The following is a 13,036-nucleotide window of genomic DNA, read 5'->3' on the forward strand; positions in this document are numbered from 1 at the left end:
CATGGTTTTTCCAGAATACCGTCCGCGCAGAATGCGGCAAAATGCAACCCTGCGCTCCATGATCCGGGAGACTCGCCTCTCCCCCGATCAACTCGTTTATCCCCTGTTTGTCTTGCCTGGCAAGGACAAGCGCGAGGAAGTACCTTCCATGCCCGGCGTATTCCGCCTGTCCATCGACAGGCTGCAGGAGGAGGCAAAAGAATGCCTTGCCCTTGGGGTTCAATCGGTCATCCTCTTTGGTCTTCCGGAAAAAAAGGATGGTGTCGGCTCAGGGGCCTATGCCAAAAACGGTATCATTCAGCAGGCAATCAGGGAACTGAAAAATCGGACACCGGAACTCAACGTTATCACCGACGTGTGTCTGTGTGAGTACACTGATCACGGTCATTGCGGCTGCCTCCACAATGAGGAGGTGGACAACGATGCCACCCTGGAGTTGCTGGCAAAAACTGCCCTTTCCCACGCCCAGGCCGGGGCAGACATGGTTGCTCCATCAGATATGATGGACGGCCGTATCAGCGAAATTCGCGCCGTGCTGGATGAAAACTCCTATCACATGACCCCAATCATGTCCTATGCGGTCAAGTATGCCTCTTCCTTTTATGGTCCGTTTCGTGATGCTGCAGACTGTTCGCCCCAATTCGGAGACAGAAGAAGCTACCAGATGGATCCGGCCAACAGTCGGGAGGCGTTGCGGGAGGCGACATTGGACGTTGAGGAGGGAGCAGACATCCTGATGGTAAAACCGGCAGTTGCCTACCTGGATATCATCAGGCAGCTGCGCGACGAGTTTGACCTGCCGGTGGCAGCGTACCATGTCAGTGGTGAGTATGCCATGATCAAGGCAGCTGCGGAAAAAGGGTGGATTGACGGCGAACGCGTCATGGCAGAGACCCTGCTCTCCATCCGTCGAGCAGGTGCAGACATTATTCTTACCTATTTCGCCAAGGACATGGCCAGATTGCTGGCTAAGGCCCAATAGTAGCATTGCCCAAAAACAGCGAGCCGGCGCCACCTCGCGTCGGCCCTGTTTTCCCCTTGCTGCTGCTATGGCTGGGTCGCGTAGCTTTTCTCCCCCACCCTGAGATACCGCCAATACAAACCCACCGCAATCAACGCCCCCACTCCATCGGCCACCATATCGGCTGCTGATGCTTGGCGACCGGCAATAAAGAACTGGTGCACCTCGTCACTCATGCCATACAGGAGGCAGAGGCCCCACACGGCAGCAGCTGTGGCTCTGGGATGATATCGCCAGGAAGATGGCGGCGATGCCAGGCAGCAACTCCAGCCAAGAACGGCATACACACCGGCGTGGAGAACCTTGTCCAGGTTGCTGATCTGGGGGAGCTGCAGGGCATCACCCGGCTGATGGGAAAGAAAAAAAATGATTCCCATGACCACGATCATGGGAAGAGAGCGCGCAATCCGAAGGTACATGCCTCCTACCTGCCTTTATAGCCGGTCTGATTAGCTGGAAATGTGGACCTGATCGAGAAGTTCCGCAGAGTATCGTTTGTGCACCCTGCGGATGGCGGCGTGAATCTGCTGCGTTGGTGCTCGCTCCAGCTGGATTTCCTGCGTATCACTATAGGCGGTGAGGAACAATTGCTTGTCGCGGATCGCAAAGGTGTGACTCCAATTGATCTCGATGGTCTCGCTGTTTTCCTCGATGGGTATCGCAAGGGGTTCACCGGCTTGTGCTACCTGCACCGCATCCGTATCCGTCACCTCCAGCAGCCAGGCATCTCCCATGACGTCACTGTAAAACAGAAAAACACCAAGCTCAAAAAAGCTCCCTTTTTTTTCGGCCGCAGCCTGCTGTATCCGCTCGATAGCATTAGTCAGGGTCAGCTTAACCTGGTCGTCCTGGGTCTTGCGCTGCTCCAACTGTTTGGCTGTCAGGCAACAGTGCTTGTATTTCTTTCCCGATCCACACGGACAGGGCTGATTTCTCCCGATCTTCCCCATTGTACCTCTTCCCTGGTGATTACATGATAAATTACCCCTACCCACCGGAAACTGCGGTGGGTAGGCACAGCAATTAACAGATTATGCCAATCCACACAAGTGGCAATGTTCCGCGTCCATGCAACGCAAAGTCAAAACCGTATTGAACTATCCTTGAGTGAACCCTGTATGGATTGCTCAACACTACTCCCACCCCTGGCGAAAATGAACAACCACCTGTATAGATTCGACAAAACTATTCTTGAAAAGAGCGGGTCGACGAGCATTGGCAGAAGCCTTAGGAGCATTTGGAATAGCCGCAATCATGGCAGACTTCACACCCTTCCTCAAAGATCAGTTTACCGCTGCACTCCGGACAGATGGAGGCAAATCCGTGCTGGGTGCCGGCCATGAACGATTTAAGGAGTTTGCCAAGCTGTGCGGGCAGGTCGAGCATATGGCCGCTTGAGCGGTCAAGCTGCTTGATGATCTCATCCATGGGGATCTGGTAGCGCAATGCCAGGGAAACCAGCCGGCAGGTAGTGGTCCACATGGTTGATTTATCCTTGAGGTCGACCCGATTATCAAAAGGAAATTTGGCAAAAACCTCCATGGGGTTTTCATTCTCGTCAAAACAGACAATGATATACATGGTGTTTTCGTTGATATCCTTAAGCCGGTACCGTTTTGCACTGAGCACATCCGGCAGTGTATTTTTCCTGACCGGTCCTGTTGAGGAAACCACAGCCGTCTGCTCGTTGCCGGTGGCAACCGTATTAAGCACCTGGTGGTCGCGGGAACCGTCTCTATAGACGGTCAGCCCCTTGCACCCCAGTTCAAAGCCAAGCAGGTAAGAGGTCCGCACATCATCCAGGGTAGCGGATGAGGGGAGGTTGATGGTCTTGCTGATAGAGGAATCAACTCCATTCTGCTGCAGGATCCCCTGCATGCGGATATGTTTTTCCGGCGAGATATCCTGGGCAGTGCGAAAAATCTCCTGCCATTTTTCAGGAATCTGTTCATGACCGATAACCGTACCGGATTGCGCCACTTCCTCCAACAGCGCATCCGAGTAAAAGCTCTCACTCTTGGCTATTTTCTCAAACAGCTTGTTCACCATCAACAGCCGATCGCCATCCATGACGTTTTTTTCCATGACAATGGAAAAATAGGGTTCACACCCCGACGCACAGTCAGCAATCATCGAGACGGTTCCGGTCGGCTGAATGGAGGTCAAGGCTGCATTTCTCCGTGCGGGATAGGTGTTGATTGCCGGATCATAGGCTGGAAACGGCCCTTTCACCTTGGCGACTTCAATGGACGCCTGCTCGGCCTCGCGACGAATAAAGGCCATCACTTTGGCCGATGCCTCGCGTCCTTCTTCGGTACCGTACGGGAGTTCCATCTGGATCAGCATATCGTGCAGCCCCATGATCCCCAACCCTACCTTCCGGGTTTTCTGGGTCATCTCTGCGATTTCTGGAATAGGAAACCGATTACAGTCGATAACATTATCTAAAAAGCGAACAGCAAGGGCTACGGTTTTACCGAGTCGCGGATAGTCGACCTTGCCCTCCTGCACGTACTGGCCCAAGTTGATGGAGCCAAGGTTGCACGACTCATACGGCAGCAGCCACTGCTCTCCGCAGGGATTGGTCGCTTCAAAGTCACCCAGCTGCGGGGTGGCATTGTCGCGATTGGCGGCATCAATGAAGAGCACCCCCGGCTCGCCATTGTGCCAGGCAAGATCTATGATCTTATTGAACACGTCCGCTGCCCGCAGACTTTTCACGGCCTTGCGGGTTGACGGATCCACCAGGTCATATTCTTGGTCGTCTCGGACCGCCAGCATGAACTGATCGGTAATCGCCACACTGAAGTTGAAGTTGGTGTACTTATCCTGCTCCTGTTTGGCACTGATAAAATCAAGAATGTCCGGATGATCGACCCGTAAAACCCCCATGTTGGCACCGCGTCGTTTCCCGCCCTGCTTGATGGTCTCAGTCGCCGCATCAAAAACAGCGGCAAAGCTCAGTGGCCCTGATGCAACACCCTGCGTTGAGCGCACAGCAGAATTTTTTGGCCGGAGCCGGGAGAAAGCATACCCCGTACCACCGCCGGTTTTATGGACCAGGGCACCATTGCGGATGGAGGTAAAAATACCGTCCATGGAATCTTCCACCGGCAGGACAAAGCACGCGGACAACTGACCGAGATCAGTGCCTGCATTCATGAGGCAGGGCGAGTTGGGTAAAAAATCAAGGTTGAAGATCATGTCAAAGAATTCATCACGGACCGTTTCGTAATCTTCCAGGTCCTGGTCGACCTGCGCCACCGCATTTGCCACGCGACGGCAGAGCGTCTCCCAATTCTCGATAGGCCTCCCCTGCTCATCTTTCAGGTAGTAGCGACGGTTTAACACCGTTTCAGCGGTTTCAGTCAGCTGGTGTCTCGGCATTTCACGGGTCATGTGTGTTCCCTCTCTCCCATGGGTAGCAGGTGTCAAAACGTGTTGACCATACATATACACGTTCGGTTACCGGTAAGTTAGTTATATAAGCACATCAGCTCTGTTCCACGCAGGATAGGATGGCACAAGGCGGTCACCAGAGCTGTGGTAGTAGCAATAAAATGGAAATCTGCGCTTGAAAAAGCTGGGTTTAAATAATGATGCAAACCTGTATCACTGCCTTCTCTACGGCCTGCGTGTGCGCGTACACAACGGTAATGATGCAGGAGGCAATGAAATTGCCCATACTGTACAGGTATCGCTCAATGCAATGCCAACGCCGCAAAGGTACGTGGTCTGGACGAACCATGTAACGTCGTGGTGAGCCTGGGTTGTGTACAGATAGCGCTCATGCGTTGACAAACGCGCTCCGTAAAAATTCAAGCCCCAAGAGGTCACGAATGGGGATGCCCAGGCCAATGAACCACAGACCGACAAACCACTTCGCTGGGATGAATGCATTCGGGCGATCTGAAAAATTCAACGAACAAACAGGAAGAAAAACCGCACGGTTTCCTGCCTGATCGCAAGCCACATTATCACAACATATAGCACCCTTCAAGAAGAAACTGCCCCATATATTGTGTTTTTGACAGAAAAATAAAAAACCGCCCATTATCAATGGGTTCAGCCCAAAATCACCTGGCGGTGGTAAAAAAAACACCATTTCCACGCAAAAGGGTTGCCACGACTCCACTGCTCACAACCGAAAAAAGGTCTGCCATTGAAGGGATGCATGCATGTCAGCGGCAGCAAAGTCCTGATGAAGTCCAAGCGTAAACCGCAGAGCAGAGTTTTTGGCCACAGTCTTGGAGTAGATGAAGGAAACATCATACACCATCTCATGAGCTTCCAGGCCCATATAGGCGATTTGCCCCTGCACACCAAAAAGTGATTCCCCCCTCGCGGGAAGAACCGCACCAAAAGTGAACAAAGGGCCGAAATCCACTGTATCCGCAAAACGATCCGAGGCAAGCAGCTCCGCACCTAAAAGCCCAAAGAGCAACGTATGCGAACCGGCAATGGTGCTGACACCGAAACCGAGACTTCCATCAGCAATCAATGCCTGTTGCTCATCACCAAAGGTGAACTGCCGCAGAGACACCTCCCCTTTCCAGGCAAGGGGACTAGCGACCGCGCTTACAGGAGAAACCGAAAGAATATTGAGCAGCTTCATTGACTCCAGCTCAAACCGCTGCTGCTGCGGATAGAAGCGAAACCGCGGATACAGCACCTCTATTTCCGCCCCCTGGTCGTACCCTCCAGGAGGATCAAACAGATCATGGAGTACCGGACGCACCCCCACCTGGAAAAACGGTTGTTGTTCATCCCAGCCCAGCCCGATATCCATTCGAGCGGTATCATGTCCCTGGTCCGGTCGAACCAAAGGGGCTGTCCAATGCGGCTGCGGTGCAGCATTTGTGATGGTGCTGCGCACTCCAGCGAGCCGATGGAGTGTCTCTTCCGTCTGCCGCCCTGCAGCGTCATCCATGGAGGCCATTCGGTAGCGTAAAGCGGTGTAGGCGAACTCAAGCACCCGGGCGGCATCCGAGTCGCTCACCCCCAGGCCCCTTAAGTCCTCGGGGTTGACCTCACCTTCGACCACCCTCCTGGCAAGGGTGACTAACCACCCGTCCATGCTGGTTGCCCGTTGCTCCAGCTGGGTGCGCAGGCTTGGTCGATAGCTCACCTGCTGCCCCCCTCCCAACGCAGCATACAGATCACGAACAGTATCCACAGGAAGAGTCCACAGGGAGAATTGATCGGTCAGCCGGAGTTGGGGTCGCACTACTTCCAGCAGGTTCAGGAGTTGATACGAACAATTTTCGTCGAAAAAGAAGTAGGTGAACTCTGCCTGCTGCAGTTCCCAGGCATGGAGCAGGAGCAAACGGGTCTCTTCAGTTGTCAGACTGAGGGGGTACTCCCATATATCGCGGTTTTCCAGCTGACCGTATCGGGTAGCGTGGAGATAATATGGTTCTGCGGTGAATGCACCGACATAGCCCCCGAAAATGCCCTTTAGCGCATATTCCATCCCGCGCTCTCCGTCGGTGCGCGCTGCAAACCCGATGCTGGCAGAGAGAAGCGGATGGGCAGGCGAAAACTCTGCTGAATCGATTCGCAGCAGCGTATGCCCGAACATGGAGGCGGGATTATTAAGGTAAGATACAGGATACACCAGGGTAACCCCGGAGGGGTTTATGCCGGCCAGCCACTCTTCCAAGGCTGGGCAGCGTGGGGGCGAGAAAGGCAACGACGACAACTCCTTTGCCAGCACGTGTTGAAGAAACTGGTAACGGGCCGGAAAACGGCAGCGCACATCTTCTTTCTGCTGGTCCAGGGCTTGGTTCAACAGCTGCGCGAGGGTTGCCTCGCCCTCAGCTACAGGGTCATACCGGCCCCGGGGAGAGAGAAAAAAATCGCCTTCCTCAATGCTGCTTTTTCCTGCTCCGGTAGGGCCTGCATCTCTCGGATAGTGCAACAGGCGACGCCACTGGGCCGACGCCCACACTCCCTTTTCTGCAGCAGCCTGCAAAAGCAACGTCCGGTCATCGGCAAAGCAACAGCTCTCCGCGCCAGCCAGCAGCAGGATTACCAGGACAACCGCGTGGTACCTACAAAGGGCCACAGACAAGATGGGAAGCGGTGTTCGGCTGGACGGTATGCCAGTGGCCACAGCGAAGATTTCAGACGGTCAAGGGTGAACCAGTGACGCAGCGACGAGGGTATGGTTGAGGATGAGCAGCATATCTTCCGGGGTGGTGGCTGGCGAGGGATAGAGCTCTCGGTAGTTCTCCCTGGTCAATTGATAGAAGGTGTCCCTTTCTGCATCGGGGATATGCAGGAGGGCGCCAAGGGCTGCCAGGTGCTCTCCATTGCCTGCGGCCATTTCCCCTTTGAGGCTGGCAAAATTTGCCCGGGTAAAGGCTTCTACGCCTGCACTGCCGCTGCCGGAAGCCCCAGGACTGCTACTGGAGCTGGCATCAAGGGTGACATTCACTGTTTTGTCCAGTGTGTTGGTGGTACTTTCAGTGGGAGCGGTAGTGGTTGCGCAGCCTGACAACAGCAGCATTATTGCCAGCGCCATCGGCAACCCGAACCATGCCCCGCCTCCGGTGCCCGCTCCAGTTTTAGGTGTGGTGAACATGCAACGCTCTCTTCTTGTAGTTTTTTGCCAAAAGCCGTGAACGCCCAACAGGGTGAAGATGCGAGACACCCGTCTCTGTGGCATCTTACAGCGCTTCATGGCTTGCCGACCAAACCTCCCGGCTTGACGACAGCATCCCGCACAGGTGACGCATCAGGCAAGCAGAGGCATACGAGCTGCTGCATATCGCTTGAACAGGCAACTTTCAAGACCCAGCCTCAGCATCGTCAAGACCCCAGCGTTGGAGGCGTGCACACCTGCAGGATATTCGACCACCACCGTGCCGTCAACCGGCAACCGCTCTGCCTCCCCGCCTTTTTTGCTTGCGGCTTGCCAATTCATGCAACCTTCATTATAGTACCAGCAGCATTCCTGTCGTGTAACTATTTCGGGCCTTTTCAGGCCTTTTCTTTTTTTTAGAGGAAATCACCCATGCTGAAGACCCTGGCTCTCTGCACCCTGCTGTTCGTGCCCCTTAGCCTGCACGCCGCCCAGACAAACACCACCATGCGTTCCGGCGACCTGAACTGGTCGGTCCAGAAAAAATGGACCATGTGGGTTACCCCGCAAGCCTTTGTTCACTCGCTGGACAACAAAAAAACCTTTGTCCTCGGGACAGATTCCAAGGTACATGTTTTTGACCTCACCGGGAAAAAACTGGGAAGTATACCCGTTGCCCCTGATGTGGTCGACATTGATATCTCCCCCCGTGGTGAAATGCTCTATCTCCTCGGCAAAGACGACCGCAGCTTCACCGTACTCGACATCAGCGTCACTCAGACCATCGATATCAGTACGGCCCCCATCCTCGGCAATCCGCAAGCTCCGGTGACCCTGGTTGAATTTTCTGATTTTGAGTGCCCCTACTGCAGCAAGGTCAAACCCATCCTCGACCAATTACTGCAGGCAAACCCGAAAACCCTCAAGGTAGCGTTTAAGCATCTGCCCCTGCGAATGCATCCCCAGGCCGAGCATGCCGCACGAGCAGCCATTGCCGCTCAGCAGCAGGGAAAATTCTGGGAAATGCATGACGCACTTTTCGCAACCGAAAAAGTGACTCCCGAATCCATCGACGCAGCAGCGGTCGCCCTTGGGCTGGATATGGAACAATTCCGTAAAGACAAGGAATCCAACGCAACCCGCCAACAACTGGCCAGGGACATGTTCGATGCGCAGAATGCAGAGGTTACCGGAACCCCTACCCTGTTTGTCAATGGTGTGCGGGTCAAAAGCCGCTCGCTCAAAGATCTGCAGGCGATGATTGACCAGGAAATGAAACAGGCAGGCGAACAGTAAGATGGGCTCCAAGCATGCAGTCAACTCCATGGTCAGCAAGGACATGGAGTTTATCGACAACACCACCGCCCAGATACTCTTTGGCGAATTTAACCGCAACCTGCACACCATTGAGCAGGCCACCGGGGTCAACATCCATGTACGGGGCAGCAATGTACAGATTGAAGGACGAAGCCATGCAGTCGGTATAGCCGAGTCCACCCTTCGCCAGCTCTATGCCCTTATTCAAAAAGGGTACCCGGTCTTCAGTCAGGATATCGCCTTTGGCGTAAAAATCCTTGAATCCTCGCCCCAAACACCCCTGGAGGAAATTTTTCTTGATAAGGTATACATCACCTCCCGCAACCGGGTAATTTCACCCAAGTCCGTCAACCAGAAACGCTACATAGAAACCATACGCAACCATGATATTGTCTTCGGAATCGGCCCTGCCGGTACCGGCAAGACCTATCTGGCCGTGGCCATGGCCGTCTCCGCATTGGCCAGCGAAAAGGTAAACACCATCATCCTGACCCGGCCCGCGGTCGAAGCCGGAGAAAAGCTCGGTTTCCTTCCCGGAGATATGGCCCAGAAGGTTGACCCCTACCTTCGCCCCCTGACCGACGCCATCAACGATATGTTGGGTCAAACCAAAGCCCAGGAGCTGGTAGAGCGCGGAGTGATCGAGATCGCCCCGCTGGCGTTCATGCGCGGCCGTACCCTGAATAACGCCTTCATCATTCTGGACGAAGCCCAGAACACGACCCAGGAACAGATGAAAATGTTCCTCACCCGGATCGGTTTTGACTCCCAAGCGGTTATTACCGGCGATGTTACCCAGATCGACCTCCCCGGCAATCAGCGCTCAGGCCTCATCCAGGCCAAACGAATCCTTGACGGTATTCAGGGGATCGGCTTCAGCCACTTTTCCAAATCCGACGTGGTCCGTCATCCGCTGGTACAGGAAATCATCCAGGCATACGAAAAACAGGCTACGAGCCACCAATAACAACCAGTGCCCGCCCTTGGTCTGCCATGCATTTCACCTCTACCGAAGCCGTCAGCAGCTACACCATCAATCGCTCCCTGCTCAGGCGCCAGACTGCGGAGCTCCGTTCCCTGCTCAAACTGGGCAAGGCCCAGCTCAGCGTTGTCATGATGAGCGATCGGGAAATGGCCGATTACAACCAGCAATACCGCAACAGGCCGGGTCCCACCAATGTCCTTTCTTTTCCGGTTGATCCGACTGACAGCGGATTCATTGTTCCACACGGCGAGCTCGGCGATATCCTCATCTCCGTGGAAACCGCTGCCCAAGAGGCCCGTCGGATGCACATTTCACTCCACCAGCGGTTGGTGGAACTGATCATTCATGGCCTTCTCCACCTGCTCGGCTACGACCACGAACGTTCGGAGGAGGAGGCTGTAGCCATGTGGGACAAGGAAAAAGCACTTTTCCGTCAACTTCTACACACCAGGAGAACAACCATGCCGCAACTTGCCATTAACGTTGACCATGTTGCCACCGTACGTCAGGCACGCGGAACCAGTGAACCTGATCCGGTTATTGCCGCAGGCATCTGCGAACTTGCCGGTGCCGAGGGCATTGTGGTCCATCTACGTGAGGACCGGCGACATATCCAGGACAGGGATGTACGGCTCCTCCGGCAAACCGTCAAAACCAAGCTGAACCTCGAGATGGCCATTGCCCGCGAGATCATCGACATTGCTCTGGAGATACAGCCGGACATGGTCACCCTTGTACCGGAAAAACGTCAAGAGCTGACCACTGAAGGCGGCCTGGATGTAGTGGGAAACTTCAAGCGGGTGAAAAAGGCGGTCGCTAAAATGAACAAGGCCGGGATTCCGGTTTCCCTGTTCATTGATCCCGATGCCGTGCAGGTGGAGGCATCAGTCGAGGTAGGAGCCACCTTTGTGGAACTGCATACCGGACGCTACTGCGAGGCAACTGCAGACGAGGAGATTGATCAGGAGTTTCGGCTGATTGAACAGGCTGCGGAACTGGCCGATGACTCCGGCTTACGGGTAAATGCCGGACATGGTCTTGATTACACCAACGCCGCGCATATTGCAGCCATCCCCACCATTGAAGAATTAAGTATCGGTCATGCGGTGATCAGCAGGGCGGTAATGGTCGGGCTCGACCAGGCTGTGCGCGAGATGCGCGCTATCGTTAAAGCTCCTTACCAAGCGCTGTAATATCCTCATACGAGCCGAGAACAATCAGGATGTCGCCTGTATAAATACAGGTGTCGGGCTTGGGGTTGAACAGGAAGGTACCATCCTCCCGCTTGATGGCAACCACAATGACGTCATGTTTTTTCCTGATTTCCGCCTCGATCAGGTTTTTTCCGATCAAGGGTGAGCTTGAACTCGCCCTGAGCTCCTCCATGAGCAGGTCCAGCTCCCCGGCCCGCATGGTCAGGTCGATGAAGTCAGTAACCGTTGGACGGACGATAAGATGAGCCATTCGTCTGGCGCCGATGGCATAGGGCGAAATCACTTTGGAAGCGCCGGCCCGCATAAGCTTGGTCTGCACTCCGGAAGCCCCGCTTGACCTGGCCAGGATATACAGTTCGGGGTTCAGCCCCCTGGCTGTCAGCGTGATATAAAGGTTGTCGGCATCAGTGGAGACAACCGACACCAGGCCCGTGGCCCGTTTAATCCCGGCACTCAGCAGGACGTCATCATCGGAGGCTTCCCCCTCATAGGCCAGGTAGTGAAGCTCCTCAACGTCATGTATCACCTCCGGGTCATTATCAATCACCACAAACGAACGGTCATTCTCTTCCAGGATCTTACAGATTTCCCTGCCGATTCTGCCAAAGCCGCACACCAGGTAATGATCATGGAGACGGGCCACATGCTGGTTCATCTTTCTCCTCCTGAATATCCCACGTATCTCCCCTTCGATCATGGTTTCCGTAATCTTGCTGAACGTGTACATCACAAAGCTCACGCTGGTGATGACCAAAAAAACAGTAAAAACCTTCCCGGTCGGATGGATGGGAACAACGTCACCATAACCAACTGTAAATACAGTTATAATTGTAAGATACATCCCTCCCCAGAAACTGGTGTTCTCAAACAGCATATAGCCGATGGTCCCGGCAAAGAGGAGCATGAGGAACAAGCCAGTGATAATGAGGGCTTTACGCATGAGGTGGCCAAAGTCGGGGTATAAAGGGTAACTGCTTGATTATATTTTTACTGTTAGCCCTACTATAGCACATTCTCCTCATTTTCCACGCGGTGATAGCACTGCAAATGTGATTTGACAAAAATATTTCAGCTGTGTATACAGTACCGCATTGTGCCCGGATGGCGGAACCTGGTAGACGCAAGGGACTTAAAATCCCTCGGCCGTATGGCTGTGCGAGTTCGATTCTCGCTCCGGGCACCAAGAAACAGCAAGGGTTAACAAGCTGAAATAAAACAGCTTTTTAACCCTTTTCTTTTTTCCAGTAGCCCCTCTCCTTCCCTCTGATCTCAGTTTTATTTTGCCTTTTTCTGCTCCTTTTTTACTATATTTTGTGGAGCAAAAATGGAGCAAAAATGATATTGAGAAAAAAAGATAGCCAGGATTGGCCCCAGAAAGGGAAAGAAAAAAACATCATACTCTGTGACCATTCGCCTCAAAGGGTATAAATCTCTTACCAGGACTTTCGATACCAAGGGAGAAGCACGAACGTGGGCCGCTGAGGTCGAGACTGAGGTTAAAAATACATGATTTAAAGCCCCTCGCCATGCACAAATAACCCCTGAAGAGGTCTTGGAAAAATACCTCAAGACGGTTACTCCCCAAAAAGCGCTGACAACCCAGGAGCGAGAAAGAAGAATTGCAAAACTGCTGAAAGAAAATTTTGGCAGGGATACATTATTACCTGATATCACCGCCGCTATTATTGCCAGGTATCACGATACACGCTTGAAGAGTGTGTCCGCGTATGCAGCTCGACTTGAACTGGCCATCATTTCCCACCTCTTCACCAAGGCCCGTAAAGAAGGGGAACTCCCCGTTGAAAACCCCGTTAACTCCATTGAAGGTCCGAAGGTTCCCAGAGGCAGAATATACGCTGCAAACACCCCTTGATAAAGAGCAAATAACATCGCGCCAGCATAGGGGAGGTATG

13 protein-coding genes and 1 tRNA gene are annotated in these 13,036 nt (G+C 53.7%); 6 read left to right on the forward strand and 8 right to left on the reverse strand.

The features are described from left to right. The first annotated feature begins 1 nt into the window (after position 1). Positions 2-982, forward strand: coding sequence for a porphobilinogen synthase (hemB, locus tag ACZ52Z_RS05835; RefSeq protein WP_464269816.1), 981 nt, complete (start codon positions 2-4; stop codon positions 980-982). A gap of 65 nt (positions 983-1,047) precedes the next feature. On the opposite strand, the gene ACZ52Z_RS05840 is transcribed toward hemB, so the two are convergent. The 7 genes from ACZ52Z_RS05840 to ACZ52Z_RS05870 all read right to left on the reverse strand — a co-directional run bounded on the left by ACZ52Z_RS05840 (position 1,048) and on the right by ACZ52Z_RS05870 (position 7,949). Next, a complete protein-coding gene (locus tag ACZ52Z_RS05840) occupies positions 1,048-1,440 on the reverse strand; it encodes a VanZ family protein (RefSeq protein WP_464269817.1) in 393 nt (130 codons plus the stop codon). 30 nt (positions 1,441-1,470) lie between these two features. Beyond that, positions 1,471-1,971, reverse strand: coding sequence for a YecA family protein (locus tag ACZ52Z_RS05845; RefSeq protein WP_464269818.1), 501 nt, complete (start codon positions 1,969-1,971; stop codon positions 1,471-1,473). 277 nt (positions 1,972-2,248) lie between these two features. Then, positions 2,249-4,420, reverse strand: a complete 2,172-nt coding sequence (locus tag ACZ52Z_RS05850; RefSeq protein ID WP_464269819.1) for an adenosylcobalamin-dependent ribonucleoside-diphosphate reductase — start codon at positions 4,418-4,420, stop codon at positions 2,249-2,251. Positions 4,421-4,808: 388 nt separating this feature from the next. After that, entirely contained in the window at positions 4,809-5,132 is a 324-nt protein-coding gene (locus tag ACZ52Z_RS05855) for a hypothetical protein (RefSeq protein WP_464269820.1), read from the reverse strand. Positions 5,133-5,159: 27 nt separating this feature from the next. Continuing rightward, positions 5,160-7,136, reverse strand: coding sequence for an Lnb N-terminal periplasmic domain-containing protein (locus ACZ52Z_RS05860; RefSeq protein ID WP_464269821.1), 1,977 nt, complete (start codon positions 7,134-7,136; stop codon positions 5,160-5,162). Positions 7,137-7,154: 18 nt separating this feature from the next. Continuing rightward, positions 7,155-7,607 carry a DUF3015 family protein gene (locus ACZ52Z_RS05865; protein WP_464269822.1) on the reverse strand — a complete coding sequence of 151 codons (453 nt, stop codon included), beginning with the start codon at positions 7,605-7,607 and terminating at the stop codon, positions 7,155-7,157. Between the two features lie 153 nt (positions 7,608-7,760). Then, entirely contained in the window at positions 7,761-7,949 is a 189-nt protein-coding gene (locus ACZ52Z_RS05870; RefSeq protein WP_464269823.1) for a hypothetical protein, read from the reverse strand. A gap of 90 nt (positions 7,950-8,039) precedes the next feature. On the opposite strand from ACZ52Z_RS05870, the gene ACZ52Z_RS05875 reads away from it, so the two are divergent. Genes ACZ52Z_RS05875 through ACZ52Z_RS05885 form a run of 3 tightly spaced genes read left to right on the forward strand, consistent with a single transcriptional unit; the run spans position 8,040 to position 11,102 of the window. Beyond that, positions 8,040-8,903, forward strand: coding sequence for a DsbA family protein (locus ACZ52Z_RS05875; RefSeq protein WP_464269824.1), 864 nt, complete (start codon positions 8,040-8,042; stop codon positions 8,901-8,903). A 1-nt stretch (position 8,904) separates the two neighbouring features. Further along, positions 8,905-9,891 (forward strand): PhoH family protein, encoded by a 987-nt coding sequence (locus ACZ52Z_RS05880; protein ID WP_464269825.1) that lies wholly within the window; start codon positions 8,905-8,907, stop codon positions 9,889-9,891. Between the two features lie 26 nt (positions 9,892-9,917). Continuing rightward, positions 9,918-11,102, forward strand: a complete 1,185-nt coding sequence (locus tag ACZ52Z_RS05885) for a pyridoxine 5'-phosphate synthase (protein ID WP_464269826.1) — start codon at positions 9,918-9,920, stop codon at positions 11,100-11,102. On the opposite strand, the gene ACZ52Z_RS05890 is transcribed toward ACZ52Z_RS05885, so the two are convergent. Continuing rightward, positions 11,077-12,063 (reverse strand): potassium channel family protein, encoded by a 987-nt coding sequence (locus ACZ52Z_RS05890; RefSeq protein ID WP_464269827.1) that lies wholly within the window; start codon positions 12,061-12,063, stop codon positions 11,077-11,079. The genes ACZ52Z_RS05885 and ACZ52Z_RS05890 overlap by 26 nt on opposite strands. 155 nt (positions 12,064-12,218) lie before the next feature. On the opposite strand from ACZ52Z_RS05890, the gene ACZ52Z_RS05895 reads away from it, so the two are divergent. Both ACZ52Z_RS05895 and ACZ52Z_RS05900 read left to right on the forward strand, forming a co-directional pair. After that, a tRNA-Leu gene (locus tag ACZ52Z_RS05895) sits at positions 12,219-12,306 on the forward strand. Positions 12,307-12,675: 369 nt separating this feature from the next. Further along, complete coding sequence (locus ACZ52Z_RS05900; protein WP_464269828.1) at positions 12,676-12,996, forward strand: hypothetical protein; 321 nt, start codon at positions 12,676-12,678, stop codon at positions 12,994-12,996. Positions 12,997-13,036: the final 40 nt, after the last annotated feature.

It is taken from the genome of Desulfogranum aggregans (assembly GCF_055398265.1).